This is a genomic window from Mycobacterium riyadhense (assembly GCF_963853645.1).
GTDB classification, from domain to species: Bacteria; Actinomycetota; Actinomycetes; order Mycobacteriales; family Mycobacteriaceae; genus Mycobacterium; species Mycobacterium riyadhense.
The window spans coordinates 5,757,489-5,776,166 of the sequence record NZ_OY970456.1; the positions used below are offsets into that span (position 1 = coordinate 5,757,489).

The window sequence follows — 18,678 nt, forward strand, 5'->3', positions numbered from 1 at the left end:
CACAGTGTTGGCCGCGTCAACAACTTGCTCGCGCACACGAAAGACTTCGTCGAGCGCGCGATCTTGATCCAGCCGGAAAGGGGTAGTTGTGACGTTAACGGATCTGGCGTCGTTCCCGCCCGGGATCAATCCGGCGCGGCCTGTCGGTGCTGTCTCTACCGACGCTGTTGTAGCCGACCGACGCCACCACAAGGCACACAGGTGCCCCGCACCGCTCACTCGACGTCGCCAGCCCACATCCATCGCGGTGCTGCTGGTCGCGGCGTTCGGCGCATTTCTTGCATTTCTGGATTCCACGATCGTCAACATTGCCTTCCCGGCCATCCAGAAGTACTTCCACAGCCAAGACATCAGCAGCCTGTCGTGGGTGCTCAACGGCTACAACATCGCGTTCGCGGCCTTCCTGGTGGCGGGGGGCCGGTTCGCCGACCTGCTCGGGCGCAAGCGGATGTTCATCTACGGAGTCGTGTTGTTCACGGTCGCGTCCGCTCTATGTGCGGTCGCCGACAGCGTCGAATGGCTGATTGCATACCGGGTCCTGCAGGGCATCGGAGCAGCGGTGCTGGTGCCAGCGTCACTGGCGCTGGTCGTCGAGGGCTTCGATGCCGCGCGCCGCGCGCATGGGGTAGGCCTGTGGGGTTCGGCGGCGGCGATCGCGTCGGGCCTGGGCCCGCCGATCGGCGGTGCCCTCGTGGAGGCATCGAGCTGGCGATGGGTGTTCCTGGTGAACCTACCGCTGGGCATTGTCGCCGTGGTCGTCGCGCGACGGGGCCTGGTCGAGAGCCGCGCGTCAGGTCGGCGCCGCGTGCCGGATTTGCGGGGGGCCGCGCTGCTCGCGAGTTCGCTCGGGCTTGTGACGCTCGCGTTGGTCAAGGGGCCGGACTGGGGTTGGGCAAGCTCGGCGACAATCGGCGCGACCGTCGCCGGGGCCGTCGCGATGGCGGGGTTTGTGCTGAGCTCGCGACACCACCGGGCGCCGCTGATCGACCCCGCGTTTCTACGCATCCGGTCATTCGTGGCCGGCAACGCCCTGACGGTAGTCGCGAGCGCCGGCTTCTACGGGTATCTGCTCACCCACGTCCTATTCCTGCACTACATCTGGGGTTACCCGCTGCTGCGAGCGGGTCTCGCGATCGCCCCCGCGGCGCTCGTCGCGGCCGTCGTCGCCGCGGTGCTCGGCCGCGTCGCCGACCGGCATGGTTACCGCATGATCGTCGTCGTCGGCGCCCTGATCTGGGCCGGCAGCCTGCTGTGGTATCTCGAGCGTGTCGGTTCCACACCCAACTTCCTGGGCGAGTGGCTGCCCGGCCAGCTGTTGCAGGGCGTCGGAGTCGGCGCGACGTTGCCGCTGCTCGGCAGCGCCGCCCTCGCCGGACTGAGCGCGGGCGGCAGCTACGCGACGGCGTCGGCGGTGGTCAGCAGCGCCCGGCAGGTCGGCTCCGTGATCGGCATCGCGCTGTTGGTGGTCGTGATCGGCACGCCGGCGCGAGGCGCCGCCGAAGAGGCGCTGCGGCGGGGCTGGGCGCTGGCCGCGCTGTGCTTTGTGGTGGTCGCACTCGGAGCGATGTTCCTGGGCCGCGCCCGCCACGTCGCCGCGGATGACGCTGGCCGGGAGGCCACACGGCAACCGAATCCGCCGGCGCGGCGGCCGACCCCCCGCCGGGTGTCCGCGGCAGCCGACCAACGGCCGGCAACCTCCCCCGAGGTCGACCCGCTGGCGAACCTGCCGCTGTTTGCCGGGCTGGACGCGGTCGCCCTGGTCGAACTGCGGAACAGCGCCGAGCACGTCGAGCTGGAGGCTGGCTCGTACCTATTCCGTGCGGGCGAGCCGGCCGATGCGCTCTACGTGGTGCGTAGCGGGCGCCTGCAGGTGCTACGGGACGACGTCGTGGTCACGGAGTTGGGTCGCGGCGAGGTCGTCGGCGAACTCGGATTGCTCATCGCCGCGCCGCGTTCGGCCTCGGTTCGGGCCGTGCGCGACTCCACGCTGGTGCGACTCACCAAGTCCCAATTCGACAAGATCGCCGACGCCGGCGTGCTCGGCGCGTTAGTGCAGGTCCTGGCCACCCGGCTGCACCAGACCGCGCCGGCGAACGTCCCGCGCCGGACGCCCGAAGTGGTCGTCGCGGTGGTCGGGGTAGACCACTACGCGCCCGTCTCATTGGTGGCACGCGAACTGGTCACCGCGCTCTCGTCCCGGCTCAAGGTCGTGGATCCCGGCCGCGTCGACCGCGACGGATTGGAACGCGCCGAGCGGGCCGCGGACAAGGTGGTGCTGCACGCGGCGGTCGAGGATGCAGATTGGCGGGACTTCTGCTTACGCGTCGCCGATCGCCTCGTGCTGGTCACGGGTGATCCGGCACCGCCATCGGGGTTGCTACCCACCCGAGCGACGGGGGCCGATCTCGTCCTAGCAGCACGACACGTGGGCCGGGAGCACCGGCGCGCGTGGGAGGAACTGATCACCCCGCGGTCGATGCATGAGGTGCACCCCGGACAGGTTGCCGCCGGCCTGCGGCCACTCGCGGCGCGCCTCGCGGGCCGGTCGGTTGGACTGGTCCTCGGTGGTGGGGCGGCCCGGGCCTTCGCCCACCTTGGGGTGCTGGAGGAACTCGAGTCCGCTGGGATCGTGGTCGACCGGTTCGCGGGCACCAGTATGGGCGCGATCATCGCGGCGTTCGCTGCCACGGGCATGGACGCGGCCGCGGTCGACGCGAACGTCTACGAGTACAGCGTGCGCAACAACCCGACCGGCGACTACACGCTGCCGACCAAGGGGCTGATACGCGGACGACGCACCCACGCCGGCCTGCACAGCTCGTTTGGGGAACTGCTCGTGGAGGAGCTGCCGAAGCAATTCCGCTGCGTCAGCGTCGACCTGATGGCCAAGCGCCCGGTCGTGCACCGCCGCGGCCTGCTCGCCGACGTTGTCGCCTGTTCTGTGCGGCTGCCGGGCCTGTACGCACCGATCGCCTACGGCGGGTCGCTGCACGTCGACGGTGGCGTGTTGGACAACCTGCCGGTAGCTTCGCTGTCCGGGGAGGAGGGTCCGTTGATTGCCGTCGGCATCGGCGCCCGTCGTTCGCCACGCCCCGCGTCTGCTCCGAAACACGCACGCACCGCCCACGTTCCGGGCATTGTCGACACCCTCGTTCGCACCATGACAATCGGCAGCGCGATGACGCAGTCCGCGGTGCTGGCACAGGCCGACGTCGCGATTCAGCCCGACACGAGCGACATCGGGTTACTGGAGTGGCACCAGATCGATCGCGCACGTGAGGCGGGTCGGGTCGCCGCGCGTGAGGCCTTGCCGCAGATCATGGCGCTGGTGTAGCGGTGGGCCGGCGATGGCGATCTCAGATGTGTCGGTGTTGGCCGGTCTGACCGAGGCAGACGTTGCGGCGCTGGCAGTCGAATTGGACGCGATCCGCACCGAGATTGAGGACTGCCGTGGTGAGCGCGATGCGCGCTACATCTACCGCACCATCGCCGTCCAGCGTGGCCTTGAGGTCGGCGGGCGTGTGGTCCTGGCGGCCAGTTGCCGGCGCTGGGCGTGGTGGGCCGGGGCGCTGACCCTCGGGGTGGCCAAGATCGTCGAGAACATGGAGATCGGTCATAACGTCATGCACGGGCAGTGGGATTGGATGAACGATCCCGAGATCCACTCGTCGTCGTGGGAATGGGACATGGCGGGCACCGCCAAACGGTGGCGGTTCACCCACAACTTTCAGCACCACAAGTACACCAACGTGCTGGGTATGGACACCGACGTCGGTTACGGGTTTCTGCGCGTCACCCGCGATCAGCCCTGGCGCACCCACCACCTGGCCAACCTGCTGTTCAACACCATGCTCACCCTCGGCTTCGAGTGGGGAGTCGCGTTGCAGCACCTGGGTCTAGAGCTGCGCACGCTATTCAACGCTCGCGCCGATCGCGCCGCGGCGACGGCGGAGTTGCGCGCGCGGTTGGCCAAGGCGGGCCGCCAGCTGGCCAAGGACTACCTCGCGGCCCCGGCGCTGACCTCGCTGTCGCCGTGGGCGAGCTTCACCGCCACCGCCACCGCGACCATGCTGGCCAACGTCATCCGCAACATCTGGATCTACTCTGTAGTGCTTTGCGGTCATTTTCCCGACGGCGCCGAAACGTTCACCCATCACGACCTGGACAACGAGACCACGGGGCGCTGGTACCTGCGACAGATCCTGGGCAGCGCCAATATCGATGCCGGGCCGCTGCTGGCGTTTATGACCGGCAACCTGTCGTATCAGATCGAGCACCACCTCTACCCCGACCTGCCCAGCAACCGGCTCGCCCAGATCGCGACGCGCGTGCGCCAAATCTGCGACAAATACCACCTGCCCTACACCAGCGGACCCCTCCTGACCCAGGTCGCCAAGGCGTGGCGCACCATCGCCACCCTGTCGCTACCCGCGAGGTAGCAAGTCAGCCAGGGCGCGTTGCCGGCATCAAACCGCGTCGACGTGCAGGACGTCATGCACAGTCGCGCCCTGACGCCCTGTCTTGGCTCAAATTGGTGCGCACCATAAATCGGGCACATCGCAGCGTCACAACAGTCACATGTGTCGCTGCGCCCGGCGACGACACCCGATGCGCCCGGCTTGCAGCGACAACCGCCTGAGCTGCGGTGTTGCGCCCACGTTGGTGGTGGCCGTGCGGGTCCCGAGGTGGGCGTTGACCTGCAGAAACCGCGTTGTCGCTCTTAGGTGGGCAGCGCTACCATAGCCTCCGGCGCGGGCCAGAGTTGCGGATGTGACTACAGAGCAATACAGACAGCCAGAGCACAACCTCGCGCCAAATTTTGAGTCCTGGTGCGCGCCACCGCAGTTCGGAGTAGCCCCGGCTCGCTATCGTCGCGTCCAGGTGCGCTTGAGTGGCCGGCCCACCAGGAAGACTCCAGCGGCGCGCCGCAGGTCTGGGTTTACTGCACAATTTCGACGCGTCCCGAAGAAAACTCACAGGTAAGCGGGCTCCAGCGATGCCGAGCTGCGAACCATGAGCCAAGTCGGGTATCAGATCGAGCACCACCTCTACCCCGACCTGCCCAGCAACCGGCTCGCCTGACCCAGGCCGCCAAGGCGTGGCGCACCATCGCCACCCTGTCGCTACCCAACGCAACTTCGGACTAGCGTTTGCCCTGATTGGCGGCTTACAGTTGGCGCCGTACCCGCTTCGGCCCAGCAGGAGGCATGATGTTCGATCCTGACGACGTCACCACGTCAGACGACGACCGCGACGAGGGCGAGCCGGAAAAGGATTTGCTCCCAGCCTGATGACTCAGGACTCATCGGTCGAGCGCCACGTCGGCGAGATCGGCGAGTTCGGCTACACCGTCGTTGAGGATGTCCTCGACGCGGCTTCAGTCGCTGCGTATCTGGCCGATACACGTCGGCTGGAGCGAGAGTTGCCGACGGTCATCGCCAACTCCACCACGGTCGTGAAGGGGCTGTCGTGGCCCGGGCTTGTCCCGGTGAGCCGTGCCGACCACGACTGGGTGCGCATCGACAACTTGCTGCTGCACGGGACGCATTACGAGGCGCTTCCGGTGCACCCGAAGTTACTGCCGGTGGTCGAGGGCGTGCTCGGCCACGACTGTCTGCTGTCGTGGTGCATGACGAGCAACCAGCTGCCGGGCGCGGTCGCCCAGCGATTGCATTGCGACGACGAGATGTATCCGCTGCCGCGGCCGCATCAGCCGCTGTTGTGCAACGCTTTGATTGCGTTGTGCGACTTCACCGCGGACAACGGCGCAACACAAGTGGTACCCGGTTCACATCGTTGGGCCGAGAAGCCATCGCCACCGTACCCGGAGGGCAAACCCATCGAGATCAAGGCCGGCGATGCACTGGTCTGGAACGGCAGCCTCTGGCATACCGCTGCGGCTAACCGCACGGATGCGCCGCGGCCGGCGTTGACCATCAACTTCTGCGCGGGATTCGTGCGTCAGCAGGTCAACCAGCAGCTCAGCATTCCGCGAGAGTTGGTGCGCCGCTTCGAACCCCGCTTGCAGGAGCTGATCGGCTACGGGCTGTTCGCGGGCAAGATGGGTCGTATCGACTGGCGACCGCCGGCTGACTACCTCGACGGCGACAGACACCCCTTCCTCGACGCGGTTGCGGACCGACTGGAGCGCCCCGTCGCGCTATAGATCAGTCGGTGTGCTTATGGCGGAAGTAGTCGACGGTGCGGCGCACGCCGTCGGCCAGCCCGACTTTCGGCCGCCAGCCCAAGACCTCTTCGGCCAGGCTGATGTCTAGGCAGGACCGCTTCAGGTCACCCAGCCGCGGCGGATGAAACTCCGGCTCGTCGGGTCCGCCGACGGCCGCCGCCACCGCCGAATGCAGTTGTCGGTCTGAGGTTTCCATCCCGGTGCCGATGTTAAAGCGCTGCCCGCCGCCCGCATCGCCGGATGCCCTGACGAACGCATCGACGACGTCGTCGACGAACACGTAGTCGCGGGTGTTGGTGCCATCCCCGAATACCCTGGTGGGTTTGCCGGAGAGCAGCGCCTGAGCGAAGATCGCCACCACGCCCGCCTCGCCGTGCGGATCCTGGCGGGGGCCGTAGACGTTGGCCGGCGCGATGTGCGAGCAGTCCAGGCCGTACAAGTGCCGAAAGGTGTTCAGATAGATCTCTCCGGCGACCTTGCCCGCGGCATACGGCGACGCCGGGTCGGTGGGAACCGTCTCGGGCGTTGGGTACTGCGGCGGGACGCCGTAAATGGATCCGCCCGACGAGGTATGGATGACCTTGCGCACCTGCGTGCGCCGGGCTGCTTCGGCCAGCCGCACGGTTCCGATGACGTTGACCGACGCGTCGAACTGCGGGTCGGCCACCGAATTCCGCACGTCGATCTGGGCTGCCAGGTGAAACACCACCTCCGGCCGGTGCTCGTCGAGGATGGCTTCCAAATCGGCGGTGACAATGTCGGCGTCGACGAAGACATGCGCGGGGTTGTCGGCCAGATGCTCGAGGTTGACTGCCTTACCGGTCGCGAAATTATCCAGCCCCACCACCGTGTGGCCGTCGGCCAGGAGACGGTCGACTAGCGTCGACCCGATGAAACCGGCTGCCCCGGTGACCAGTGCGCGCACCGGCCCACCATACCGGCGGGTCGTACTGGGCGCCGCGGCGCTCATCACCATGCAGCTGAGCATTCGCGCGGTGCTGGCGTTCGGCGGCTATTTCTACTGGGACGATCTGATTCTCATCGGGAGGGCCGGCACCCAGAGCCTGCTGTCGCCGTCGTACCTGTTCGACGACCACGACGGACACGTGATGCCGGGCGCGTTCCTGATCGCCGGGGCGATTATCCGGCAAGCGCCGCTGGTGTGGACCGGACCGGCGATCAGCCTGGTGGTGCTGCAGCTGCTGGCCTCGTTGGCGCTGTTGCGGGCCCTGTATGTGATCTTGGGTTGGCGCCCGGTGCTACTGATCCCGCTGACGTTCGCGCTGTTCACACCGCTGGCGGTGCCCGGATTCGCCTGGTGGGCGGCCGCGCTGAATTCGTTGCCGATGCTGGCGGCGCTGGCCTGGGTGTGTGGCGATGCTGTGCTGCTGGTGCGCACCGGCCGTCAGCGATACGCGGCAACCGGGGTGCTCGTCTATTTCGGCGGCCTGCTGTTCTTCGAGAAAGCCGCGGTGATTCCCTTCGTTGCGTTCGCGGTGGCTGCGTTGCTGTGTCACGTGCGCGGCGAGCCGGCGGTGTTGCACACGGTGTGGCGCGGCGGTGTGCGCCTATGGGTGGCGTCGCTGGCGCTGACCGTCGGGTGGGTGGCGCTGTACCTGGCCGTGGTGAACCAGCGGCGCTGGAGTTCGGACCTGACGATGACCTGGGATCTGCTGTGCCGTTCGATCACCCACGGCATCGTGCCGGGTCTGGCCGGTGGGCCATGGCATTGGGACCGGTGGGCGCCGGCGTCCCCGTGGGCCACTCCCCCACCCCTGGTGATGGTGCTCGGCTGGTTGGTATTGGTTGGGGTGCTTGGTTTGTCACTGATGCGCAAACAGCGCATCGGCCTGGTGTGGCTGACGGCGGCGGGCTATATGGTCGCCTGCCAGGTGCCGATTTATCTGATGCGATCGTCGCGATTCACCGCGCTCGAATTGGCCCAGACGCTGCGATACTTTCCCGATCTCGTGGTGGTGCTGGCGCTGCTTGCCGCCGTGGCGTTCACCGCCCCCAACCGGCGCTACGGCGCACGTTGGCTGGACGCCTCGCGGCCCCGCACTGTGATCACATGCGTTGTGACCCTGCTGTTTTTGGCCAGCAGCCTGTTTTCGACGGCGACGTTTCTGACTAGCTGGCGCGACAACCCCGCCGAGCCCTACTTGAAGAATGCCCGTGCCAGTTTGGCTGCCGCGCAGTCGAATACACCGCTGCTAGATCAGGAAGTCGATCCGCTAGTGCTGCAACGAGTCGCGTGGCCGGAGAATCTTGCCAGCCACATGTTCGCTCTGCTAGATCGTCGACCCGAATTCACCTCCGGTACAACGCAATTGCGAATGTTTAACAGCTCGGGTCGGCTGGTCGACGCGAAGGTGACTTGGGTCCGGACGATTGTTGCCGGCCCGACGGCGCAATGCGGTTACTTCGTGCAGCCGGACCAGCCGGCCCGGTTGAGCCTGGATGGCCCGCTGCTGCCCGCCGACTGGACCGTCGAGTTGAATTACTTGGCCAATAGCGACGGTTCGCTAACGCTGTCGCTGGCCGACGGCCCCGAACGCAAGGTTGCCCTGCACCCGGGTCTCAACCGGGTCTTTGTCAGGCTGCCCGGCGCAGGAGATGCGATCACGGTGCGAGTCAACACCACGGCGCTGGCGGTGTGTATCGCCGCTGGGCCGGTGGGGTTTCTGGCGCCGGTGTGAGGCCGCGCGGGAGAGCCGGCGAATTGTTTGATGCGGCGGTCTTGTGCGAAGGCGGGGTTGGTATATGCCGTCGTCAAAACCGACACCCCTTTCACCAGTCGAAGATATGATTCGTACCCCGCGGTCGTGTCAATAAAGACCAGGCCAGCTGGGCCGTCAAAGGGGTATAGATGACCTTTCTGATAGCAACACCGGACGTAATGGCGTCGGCTGCAACAGATTTGGCGAGCATTGGTTCAACAATAAGCGGGGCCAACCTTGCGGCGGCCGTGCCAACCACCAACATGCTGGCCACCGCCGGGGACGAGGTGTCAGCCGCTGTCGCGGAGCTGTTCACCTCCTACGCCCGGGCGTATCAGGCCCTCGGCATCCAAGCAGAGGCGTTTCATCAGCAGTTCGTGCGGGCCCTCGATGCGAGTGTGGGGTCGTATGCCAGCGCCGAGGCTGCCAACGCCTCGCCTTTGCAGGAACTCCTTGATGTGATCAACGCGCCCGCACTCGCCCTAACCGGACGCCCACTAGTTGGCAACGGCGCCAACGGCGCACCGGGAACCGGGCAAGACGGCGCTCCCGGCGGGTGGTTGATCGGCAGTGGCGGTGCCGGCGGGACCGGCGGCTTCGGCCACCCAACTGGCGGTAACGGTGGGGCAGCCGGGTTGTTCGGCAACGGTGGGGCCGGCGGAGCTGGCGCAGCCTCACTATCCGGCACCGGCGGCGCCGGCGGGGCCGGCGGCGCAGGCGGATTATTCGGCGCCGGCGGGGCCGGGGGCGCCGGCGGGTTTTCACAGATGGGCGACGGTGGCGCAGGTGGCGCCGGCGGTACCGGCTGGCTGTTCGGCGCCGGCGGCACGGGTGGCGCCGGCGGCACCGGCGGTCAAGGCGGGGGCGCAGGCGGCGCGGGCGGAGACAGCGGACTGTTTGGCGTGGGCGGCGTCGGCGGCGCCGGGGGGCCCGGAGGGGCCGGCAGCGGGGGCGGCGGCGGCAACGGCGGCAACGCCACCTCTATCGGTATCGGCGGGGCCGGCGGAGCAGGCGGGGCCGCGACCGGTGGCGGTAACAGCGGCAATGGCGGGGCCGGCGGGAATGGCGGGTTTTTCGGCGCCGGCGGGGCCGGCGGCACCGGCGGATCGGGCCTCGCGGGCGGGCAAGGCGGCGCCGGTGGCATTGGCGGCATGCTCATCGGTTCCGGCGGCGACGGCGGCGCCGGCGGCATCGGCACCGATTTCGGCGGAAACGGCGGATACGGAGCGAACGCCGGCATCCTCTTTGGTTCGGGCGGCGACGGCGGCGCCGGCGGGTTTGGCAATACCAGCGGGACCGGAGGCGGTGGGTTCGGCGGCGAAGCCGGACTGATCGGCAACGGCGGTAACGGCGGGGCCGGAGGCGGAACGGCGGCGGCCGTCACAGGCGCCAACGGCGGCAGTGGCGGCAACGCCAAGCTGATCGGCAACGGCGGTAACGGTGGCAACGCTGGGTCCGGCTCACCCGCGGGCACCCCGGGCAGCGGCGGTGCAGGCGGGTTGCTGCTGGGCGCGAACGGAGTGAGCGGGTTGATGTAACCGCGCAACGGAGCCGCCTGGGGGAATCGAACCCCCGACCTATTCATTACGAGTGAATCGCTCTACCGACTGAGCTAAGGCGGCTTTGCCTGTGGCGCCCTCGCGCCGGGCGGCACGAGTCTACGGCAGTCGAGCCGCCCCACCCAAGTGACTACCGCAGTTCCTGGCCGATAGCGGCGACCATGGCGTCGACGGCGAACTTCGGTTTGACGTTGATCGCCAGCGCTTCGCGGCACTCCAGCACGGCCTCAATACAGCGCAGCAGCCGCTCGGGTGCGGCATGCGCGGCCAGGGCGGCGACCCGGTCGGCCAGGTCCGGATGGTTGGCCCGCACTTGACCCGCGTTCGCCGAGACCACCAAGGCATCCCGGAAGTAGGTGGCCAGGTCGATCAGTGCGCGATCTAGCGCATCCCGCGAGGCCCGGGTCTGCCGAGACTTTTGCCGGCGCTCGAGATCCTTGATCGCGCCAGTGGCACCGCGCAACGTGCCGGCGGTGCCCTTGCCGGTGCCACCTGCCCCAAGAGCCGTCCGCAATTCTTCGGTCTCGGCCTCGGCGCGATCCGCGGTCAGCACCACCGCCTCGGCTTCGGCGGCAGCGACCAACTCCTCAGCAGCGGCGTATGCGCGCGACGGCGTCGCCGCGTCGCGCACCAGGCCCAACGCCCGCTCGCGCCGCGCCCGCGCCTCCGAGTCGGTGGCCAGCCGGCGCGCCCGGCCTACGTGACCACCGCTGACCGATGCCGCCCAGTTCGCCGTCTCGGCGGTCAGCCCGTCGTTGTCGATCAGCACCTGGGCGATCGCGGCCGTCGACGGCGTCACGAGCGCGACATGACGGCATCGGGATCGCAGCGTGATCGCGATGTCTTCGGGATCCACCGACGGTGCGCACAACAGGAACACCGTCGACGACGGCGGTTCCTCGACAACCTTCAGCAGGGCGTTGGCAGCGCCTTCGGTCAACCGATCGGCATCCTCGATGACCACGATCTGACACCGCCCGGTCGTCGGCCGGCGCGACGCGATCTGCACGATGGCCCGCATCTCGTCCACGCCGATAGACAGCCCTTCGGGAATCACTCGACGCACGTCGGCGTGGGTGCCCGCCATCGTCGTCGTGCAGGCCCGGCAGCGCCCGCACCCGGGTTCGGAATCTCCGGTGCATTGCAGCGCGGCCGCGAAGCACAATGCCGCAACCGAGCGCCCGGAACCGGGCGGACCGGTGATGAGCCACGCATGTGTCATAGTCCCGCCACCCGGCGAGCTGTGTCCTGAATCACCGCGGGCCGCTCTGGCGGCCGCGAGCAGCGCGGCTTTGACCGCGTCCTGGCCTACCAGCCGCGTAAACACCCCGGACATCATCGGCAACAGTAGTTGCCGTCACCGACAGATACCGATCAGCATCCGTTTCGCGACAATTCCGTGATCTTTCCCCCAGCTTTCGTCCAGTTTCGCGGACTTGCCGAGGCGCTCAAGAGTTTCCGGCGAGTCACTGCCTCCCGATACGGTGGGCGTATGGCAACCACGGCGGCACTGCCCGGGCGAATCAATGCGTTCGTCCGGTGGGTAGTGCGTACGCCGTGGCCGGTGTTCTCGCTGAGCATGCTGCAGGCCGACATCATCGGGGGCCTCTTCGTCCTCGGCTTCCTGCGCTATGGTCTGCCGCCCCACGACCGCATCGAACTGCAGGATCTGCCAAGCCTCAATCTGACGATCTTCCTTACCGCAGTCGTCCTCTTGTTCTTCGCGGGATTCGCGTGGAACTTGAAGCTGCTGATGCCAGTATTCCGGTGGCAGCGCCGCGACAATCTGCTGGCCGAGGTCGATCCGTCCGCCACCGAACTAGCCCGCAGCCGCGCGCTGCGGATGCCGTTCTACCGCACATTGATCAGCGTGGCGTCGTGGGCCGTCGGCAGTGTGGTGTTTATCGTCGCCAGCTGGTCGGTGGCCCGCTACGCCGCGCCCGTCGTGGCGGTCGCCACCGCCCTGGGCGCCACGGCCACCGCGATCATCGGCTACCTGCAGTCTGAGCGCGTCTTACGGCCCGTTGCTGTAGCCGCACTGCGCAGCGGTGTGCCGGAAAACGTGCAGGCGCCCGGCGTCATCTTGCGGCTGATGCTGGCGTGGATGCTGTCCACCGCCGTGCCACTGCTGGCGATCGTGCTGGCCGTGGGATCCGACAAGGTGTCGTTGATACATGCAACGCCGGAGTCGCTGTTCAATCCCATCCTGTTGCTGGCCCTGGCGGCGTTGGGCATCGGGTCCGTCAGCACCCTGCTAGTGGCCATGTCGATCGCCGACCCATTGCGCCAGCTGCGCTGGGCGCTGAGCGAGGTGCAGCGCGGCAACTACAACGCACACATGCAGATCTACGATGCCAGCGAATTGGGCCTGCTCCAGGCCGGCTTCAACGACATGGTGCGCGACCTGTCCGAACGGCAGCGACTGCGTGACCTGTTCGGTCGCTACGTCGGCGAAGACGTGGCCCGGCGGGCTATCGAACGAGGCACGGAATTGGGCGGCCAAGAGCGCGACGTGGCGGTGCTGTTCGTCGATCTGGTCGGCTCCACTCAGTTGGCCGCGACTCGACCGCCCGCCGAGGTCGTCAGCCTGCTCAACGAGTTCTTCCGGGTGGTCGTGGACACCGTCGGCCGGCACGGCGGGTTCGTCAATAAATTCCAGGGCGACGCGGCGCTGGCGATCTTCGGCGCACCGATCGAACACCCCGATGCGTCCGGTGGCGCCTTGGCCGCCGCACGTGAGCTGCACGACGAGCTTCTCCCGGTGCTGGGCTCGGCGGAATTCGGCATCGGCGTGTCGGCCGGGCGCGCCATCGCCGGCCACATCGGCGCCCAGGCCCGCTTCGAGTACACCGTCATCGGCGACCCAGTCAATGAGGCCGCCCGGCTCACCGAGCTGGCAAAGCTCGAGGAAGGCCACGTGCTGGCATCGGCGATCGCGGTCAGCGGTGCCCTCGACGCCGAGGCGTTGTGCTGGGATGTCGGCGAGGTCGTCGAGCTCCGCGGGCGCGCCGCACCCACCCAGCTAGCCCGCCCGCTGAATCTGGCCGCGCCCGAGGACGTTTCCGGCGCACCTGAGGAGGTCGCTACCGAGGCCAGCCGCTGACCACGCTGGCATGCACTACGCGTCGACGAACTTGACGGTCTCGTCCAGCGGCGCCCGGCCCGTGCGGTCGCTTTTGATCGTGACGTCTTCGTACCCGATCGACACGCCGCAAAAGAGGATGAGATTGTCTGGGGGCGTGAGGACTTCCGCGACGGTAGTCCGATACACCGACCACGCCATCTGCGGGCAGCTGTGCAACCCTTCCGCGCGGAGCAGCAGCATGACGGTTTGCAGATACATGCCGACGTCGGCCCATTGGGCCGGACCCAAGTCGCGGTCGATGTAGCAGAACAGCGCGGCGGGTGCGCCAAAGCAGTCCCAGTTCGCGACAGCGGCCCGCTGGCGTGCCTCCACATCCTCGCGCGAAATCCCAAGAGCACCATAGCGCTGCTCACCAAAGGCAGAGCGGCGCTCGCGGTACGGAGACTTCAGCGCGGGTGGGTACATCTCGTACTCCCGCTCGTCCCACGCGTCGCCCGTCGTCACGCGCTCGCCGGCACGCTTCTTGATCTCGGCCAGCGGCGCGCCAGTCACCACATAGCAATGCCAGGGCTGGATGTTCGACCCAGACGGCGCCCAAGCCGCGGCGGCAAGCACTCGCTGCAGCACTTCTCTCGGTACCGGCCGGTCGGTGAAACCGCGGACCGCCCGCCGGCTCGTGACCGCCTCGTATGCGTCCATTGCCGCCACCTCGCTACGTCCGGTAATCGTTACGTAGCTAATAGTATCATTCAATACCATTTCATTCAACACTATTTGCGTCTTCGGGGCCGGTCAATCGGTGGAGGAGCGCCGCCAACTGCTCGGGCTCACCGGGCCCCAAGGACTCGACCAGCCGCCCGGCCAGCGGCTCCGCCGCGACATGCGCCGCGTCGAAGACCTCGAGACCTTCGGGCGTGATTTCCACCGCCCGCACCCGACGGTCGCCCGGAACGGATTTGCGCACGGCCAGCCCCCGACGCTCCAGGTCGTCCACGACCCGCATGATCGCGGCCTTGTCCGAGCCCGTGGCCTCCACCAGGTCCTGCTGCCGGGTGGCGCCGCTTTCGACCAACACGATCAGGACGGCGAAATGTCGCAACTCAATGCCAAGGGGCCGAAGCGCTTCCGACATGACCGTCGCCGCGTGCCAGTGCGCCCGCCGCAGCAGCAACCCGAGAGCAAAAGGCGAGGCGTCCCCGGCGCGACCCGTGGCACGCGCCACATTTCGAGGAACGTCGCCGGACATGCGGCGACGGTATCAGCTAGCTACGCTTGGCGGTCTTCTTCGCCGGTGCCTTGCGGGCGGTCTTCTTGGCGGGCCGCTTCGCCGGACCGCGGGCCCGTCGATCCGCGAGCAACTCCGAGGCGCGCTCGTCGGTAATCGACAACACATCGTCTCCCTTGCGCAAGCTGGCGTTGGTCTCACCGTCGGTGACGTACGGCCCGAAGCGGCCATCCTTGATGAGCATCGGTCTGCCCGACGCCGGATCAATTCCCAACTCACGCAGCGGCGGAGCCGAAGCGCTTTGTCGGCCAGAACGCTTCGGCTCGGCGTAGATTCGCAGCGCTTCCTCGAGCGTGATCGTAAACATCTGTTCTTCGGTGGCCAGCGAACGAGAATCGCTGCCGCGCTTCAGATATGGGCCATAGCGCCCGTTCTGCGCGGTGATCTCTTCACCGCTAGCCGGATCAATCCCAACTACCCGGGGCAGCGACAGCAGCCTCAGCGCGTCCTCAAGTGTGACCGTCTGTAGGTCCATGGTGCGGAGCAGCGATCCACTTCTCGGTTTCGGACCGGTGGGCTTTTTGCCCTTCTTGGCCGGCTCGGCGCCACCCTCCTCGGGCGGCGGCTCGGGCAGGATTTCGGTCACGTATGGCCCGTAACGGCCGTCCTTGGCGACGATCTCGTGACCGGTCGCTGGGTCTACACCCAGCAACCGCCCCTCTTGCGGTGTGGCGAAAAGCTCTTCGGCCACATCCAATGTCAACTCGTCAGGGGTGAGTGAGTCGTTGAGATTCGCCCGTTGCGGTGTCGGCTCGCCATTATCGCCGATTACCGTCCGCTCCAAGTATGGCCCGTTCTTGCCCACGCGAACATACACGGGCCGTCCTTCGGCATCGTCAAACAGCTTGATGGAGTTGACTTCTCGCGCATCGATGCCTTCGAGATTGACACCGACCAGTTTCTTCAAGCCGCCGGAGCGGGCCACCGAGTCGGGCACACCATGGTCGCCACCGAAGTAAAAGTTGTTGAGCCAGTTGGTGCGTTGCTCGTTGCCGGAGGCGATAGCGTCGAGTTCGTCTTCCATCGCCGCGGTGAAGTCGTAGTCGACGAGCCTGCCGAAATGCTGTTCCAGCAAACCGGTTACGGCGAATGCCACCCAGGACGGCACCAGGGCGCTGCCCCGCTTGTGCACGTAGCCACGGTCCTGGATGGTCTTGATGATCGATGAGTAGGTCGACGGGCGGCCAATGCCCAGCTCCTCGAGCGCCTTGACCAATGACGCCTCGGTGTAGCGGGCCGGCGGGTTGGTGGCGTGCCCGTCCGGGGTCAATTCGATGGCGTCTAGTCGCTGACCAGGGGTCAGGTGGGGCAACCGCCGCTCGGCATCGTCGGCCTCGCCGCCGGCCAGCTCGTCCACGGTTTCGACGTAGGCCTTGAGGAAACCCGGGAAGGTCAGAGTACGCCCGGATGCCGAGAAGACAACGTGTTGCTCGCCGGCTCGGCCGTCGATCCGCAGGCTCAGCGTGGTGCCGCGCGCGTCGGCCATCTGCGAGGCCACCGTGCGCTGCCACACCAGCTCATAGAGCCGGAATTCGTCGCCGTTGAGCTCGCGCCGCACCGCGTCGGGGGTGGCGAAGGTCTCGCCGGCGGGGCGGATGGCCTCGTGCGCCTCCTGAGCGTTCTTCACCTTGCGCGTGTACTGGCGCGGCGACGGGGCGACGTACTCGTCGCCGTACAGCTGACGCGCCTGGGTGCGCGCGGCATTGATCGCCGACTCCGACAGCGTGGTCGAGTCGGTACGCATGTAGGTGATGTAGCCGTTCTCGTACAGTCGCTGGGCGATGCTCATCGTCCGCTCGGCAGAGAACCGCAGTTTGCGGCCGGCTTCCTGCTGCAGCGTCGACGTCATGAACGGCGGATACGGACGCCGGGTATAGGGCTTTTCCTCGGCCGACGCCACGCTTAGCTGCGCGCCTTGCAGGGCCGTGGCCAGCCTGGTCGCGCTGGCCTCGTTCAGGACGACGACTTCATCCGTCTTTCGCAGTGTGCCCAGCGAGTCGAAGTCGCGGCCGGTGGCCACGCGCTGGCCGTCCACATTGGTTAGCCGGGCGGTGAAGGTGGGCGGCTGGGCCTTCGGATCGGACCCGCTGGCGTCCAGCTTGGCCAGGATGTCCCAGTAGGTCGCGCTCCGGAAGGCCATGCGGTCGCGTTCGCGCTGCACGATGATGCGGGTGGCCACCGACTGCACCCGGCCGGCCGACAGCTTGGGCGCGACCTTCTTCCACAGCACCGGGCTGACCTCGTAGCCATACAGCCGGTCCAGGATGCGGCGGGTCTCTTGCGCGTCAACCAGGTCGATGTCCAGGTCGCGGGGGTTTTGGGCGGCCTCAAGGATGGCCGGCTCGGTGATCTCGTGGAACACCATCCGCTTGACCGGGATGTGCGGCTTCAGAGTTTCCATCAGATGCCAGGCAATGGCTTCACCCTCGCGGTCGCCATCTGTGGCCAGATAGAGCTCATCGACGTCTTTGAGCAGGCCTTTCAACTCGCTGACGGTGCTCTTCTTCTCGGGGCTGATGATGTAGAGCGGTTCGAAATCGGCGTCGACGTTGACCCCCAGCCGCGCCCAGGGCTCGGACTTGAACTTCGCGGGTACGTCGGCCGCGGCCCGTGGCAGATCGCGGATATGCCCCCGCGAGGACTCGACGATATAGCCGGACCCCAGGTAACCAGCTAATTTGCGTGCCTTGGTGGGCGACTCGACAATCACAAGTCGCCGGCCGCTCCCATTTTTGCTGCTACTCGCCCGCCTAGGGCCCCCGTCAGCCAACTGCGCCTACGCTCCATCTCTAGTGCCGGCCCCCTGAACCGCCCCGCAGGAAGAATGACAGGTCGGCTCCCGAAATTCCGGCGAAATTCAGATACGCCGCCGTACCCTTCGCCCACGGGCACCTGACAATTTCGCACCCGAGGGTGGGCCCATGCAAACCGACTGCAAACCGGCTCACCCGAAAACGGCCTGAAACCGACCGCTACACCCTGGGCCACTGGGCCAACGCCTCAGCGCTGGCGGGCGGTTCCCCCACGTTCTCTACCAGGCGCGATAGCCTGCGACGACCGCTGATCCGAAGCGCGGGCCGGCCGCCGCGGGTACCGATCAAGGTGGGCGCGATTCCGACCCGCATCAGAGCCGACGCAAGCGGCGAATGCGTGTCCGATGCGTGTGGATCCAGACCCAGCAGATAACGGTCGGCCTCGGGGCTGCCGGCAGCCAGCGTCCAGGCCCGCAGCTCCCGCGGCCCCGGCAACCACCGCACCGGCACCGTCTTGACCGCACCGCGTGTCCAGTCGGCCGCGATGCTGCACAACAGCGGGTCCGGGGCCGTCCGCACCAGGGGGTGGTCCTCGTCGGTGCGGGTGATCTCGGACACCAGACCAGCCTCGTGGATCATCTCGGCTAGGGCCGTGGCGCGCCAGAGCTCATCCACGACCACCGACAGCCGAGCGCCGGTACCAACCATCACGATCTGGCCGGAGGCCGCCAGCACCCCGGAAAGGTCCGCGACCGCGGGCGGCACCGAGTCCGCGGCGAAGAAGGAAAGCTGGCTCACCCAACCGACAGTAAGCCAACCTGACGAGCAGACGTAAAAGCCCCCGATTCGTGTCGAATCGGGGGCTTTTACGTCTGCTCGCGCAGGTTAGACGGAGCGAACTCCGGTGGCCTGGGGGCCCTTAGGGCTGTGGCCGATCTCGAACTCGACCTTCTGGTTCTCTTCAAGGGTGCGGAAGCCCGTTCCCTGGATCTCCGTGTAGTGGACAAATACATCCGCGGAACCGTCCTCGGGGGCGATGAAGCCGAAGCCCTTCTCCGCGTTGAACCACTTCACAGTTCCCTGTGGCAT

The 18,678-nt window shown here is 67.2% G+C and carries 12 protein-coding genes, 1 tRNA gene and 1 pseudogene; 6 read left to right on the forward strand and 8 right to left on the reverse strand.

The features are described 5' to 3' along the window. Nucleotides 1-88 precede the first annotated feature (88 nt). From AADZ78_RS25295 to AADZ78_RS25305, 3 genes and pseudogenes are all read left to right on the forward strand, one after another. The gene (locus AADZ78_RS25295; protein WP_372510547.1) at nt 89-3,334 is read left to right on the forward strand and encodes an MFS transporter; all 3,246 of its coding nucleotides are present in this window, start codon (nt 89-91) and stop codon (nt 3,332-3,334) included. A 13-nt stretch (nt 3,335-3,347) separates the two neighbouring features. Beyond that, a pseudogene (locus AADZ78_RS25300) lies at nt 3,348-4,430 on the forward strand (fatty acid desaturase family protein); the annotation flags it as partial. Between the two features lie 860 nt (nt 4,431-5,290). After that, nucleotides 5,291-6,166, forward strand: a complete 876-nt coding sequence (locus tag AADZ78_RS25305; RefSeq protein ID WP_085252369.1) for a phytanoyl-CoA dioxygenase family protein — start codon at nt 5,291-5,293, stop codon at nt 6,164-6,166. A gap of 1 nt (nt 6,167) precedes the next feature. Here the strand turns inward: AADZ78_RS25305 and AADZ78_RS25310 are convergent, their stop codons facing one another. Next, on the reverse strand, nt 6,168-7,112 hold the full coding sequence (locus AADZ78_RS25310; RefSeq protein WP_085252370.1) for an NAD-dependent epimerase/dehydratase family protein: 945 nt from the start codon (nt 7,110-7,112) through the stop codon (nt 6,168-6,170). Here AADZ78_RS25310 and AADZ78_RS25315 point away from each other — a divergent pair. Both AADZ78_RS25315 and AADZ78_RS25320 read left to right on the forward strand, forming a co-directional pair. Then, complete coding sequence (locus tag AADZ78_RS25315; RefSeq protein WP_085252371.1) at nt 7,078-8,886, forward strand: hypothetical protein; 1,809 nt, start codon at nt 7,078-7,080, stop codon at nt 8,884-8,886. The genes AADZ78_RS25310 and AADZ78_RS25315 overlap by 35 nt on opposite strands. Before the next feature lie 170 nt (nt 8,887-9,056). Beyond that, on the forward strand, nt 9,057-10,445 hold the full coding sequence (locus AADZ78_RS25320; RefSeq protein WP_204800543.1) for a PE family protein: 1,389 nt from the start codon (nt 9,057-9,059) through the stop codon (nt 10,443-10,445). Between the two features lie 11 nt (nt 10,446-10,456). On the opposite strand, the gene AADZ78_RS25325 is transcribed toward AADZ78_RS25320, so the two are convergent. Next, nucleotides 10,457-10,529 (reverse strand) — tRNA-Thr (locus AADZ78_RS25325). A 67-nt stretch (nt 10,530-10,596) separates the two neighbouring features. Beyond that, nucleotides 10,597-11,802 (reverse strand): DNA polymerase III subunit delta', encoded by a 1,206-nt coding sequence (locus AADZ78_RS25330; RefSeq protein WP_139828920.1) that lies wholly within the window; start codon nt 11,800-11,802, stop codon nt 10,597-10,599. A 156-nt stretch (nt 11,803-11,958) separates the two neighbouring features. Here AADZ78_RS25330 and AADZ78_RS25335 point away from each other — a divergent pair, with 156 nt between their 5' ends. After that, nucleotides 11,959-13,569 (forward strand): adenylate/guanylate cyclase domain-containing protein, encoded by a 1,611-nt coding sequence (locus AADZ78_RS25335; protein WP_085252096.1) that lies wholly within the window; start codon nt 11,959-11,961, stop codon nt 13,567-13,569. Between the two features lie 15 nt (nt 13,570-13,584). Here the strand turns inward: AADZ78_RS25335 and AADZ78_RS25340 are convergent, their stop codons facing one another. From AADZ78_RS25340 to cspA, 5 genes are all read right to left on the reverse strand, one after another. Then, on the reverse strand, nt 13,585-14,250 hold the full coding sequence (locus AADZ78_RS25340; protein ID WP_085252098.1) for a nitroreductase: 666 nt from the start codon (nt 14,248-14,250) through the stop codon (nt 13,585-13,587). A gap of 61 nt (nt 14,251-14,311) precedes the next feature. Next, a complete protein-coding gene (locus tag AADZ78_RS25345; protein WP_085252095.1) occupies nt 14,312-14,797 on the reverse strand; it encodes a MarR family winged helix-turn-helix transcriptional regulator in 486 nt (161 codons plus the stop codon). A 16-nt stretch (nt 14,798-14,813) separates the two neighbouring features. Then, on the reverse strand, nt 14,814-17,606 hold the full coding sequence (topA, locus tag AADZ78_RS25350) for a type I DNA topoisomerase (protein WP_085252094.1): 2,793 nt from the start codon (nt 17,604-17,606) through the stop codon (nt 14,814-14,816). A gap of 202 nt (nt 17,607-17,808) precedes the next feature. Continuing rightward, nucleotides 17,809-18,387: a hypothetical protein gene (locus tag AADZ78_RS25355; RefSeq protein WP_085252093.1), complete on the reverse strand. Its 579-nt coding sequence runs from the start codon at nt 18,385-18,387 to the stop codon at nt 17,809-17,811. Nucleotides 18,388-18,474: 87 nt separating this feature from the next. Continuing rightward, on the reverse strand, nt 18,475-18,678 hold the full coding sequence (gene cspA, locus AADZ78_RS25360) for a cold shock protein CspA (protein WP_036363014.1): 204 nt from the start codon (nt 18,676-18,678) through the stop codon (nt 18,475-18,477).

Coding starts and splice junctions, on each gene's coding strand:
- AADZ78_RS25305 (WP_085252369.1), top strand. CDS start 5,291: ATGACTCAGGACTCATCGGTCGAGCGCCACGTCGGCGAGATCGGCGAG.
- AADZ78_RS25315 (WP_085252371.1), top strand. CDS start 7,078: ATGAAACCGGCTGCCCCGGTGACCAGTGCGCGCACCGGCCCACCATAC.
- AADZ78_RS25320 (WP_204800543.1), top strand. CDS start 9,057: ATGACCTTTCTGATAGCAACACCGGACGTAATGGCGTCGGCTGCAACA.
- AADZ78_RS25330 (WP_139828920.1), bottom strand. CDS start 11,802: ATGTCCGGGGTGTTTACGCGGCTGGTAGGCCAGGACGCGGTCAAAGCC.
- AADZ78_RS25335 (WP_085252096.1), top strand. CDS start 11,959: ATGGCAACCACGGCGGCACTGCCCGGGCGAATCAATGCGTTCGTCCGG.
- AADZ78_RS25340 (WP_085252098.1), bottom strand. CDS start 14,250: ATGGACGCATACGAGGCGGTCACGAGCCGGCGGGCGGTCCGCGGTTTC.
- AADZ78_RS25345 (WP_085252095.1), bottom strand. CDS start 14,797: ATGTCCGGCGACGTTCCTCGAAATGTGGCGCGTGCCACGGGTCGCGCC.
- cspA (WP_036363014.1), bottom strand. CDS start 18,678: ATGCCACAGGGAACTGTGAAGTGGTTCAACGCGGAGAAGGGCTTCGGC.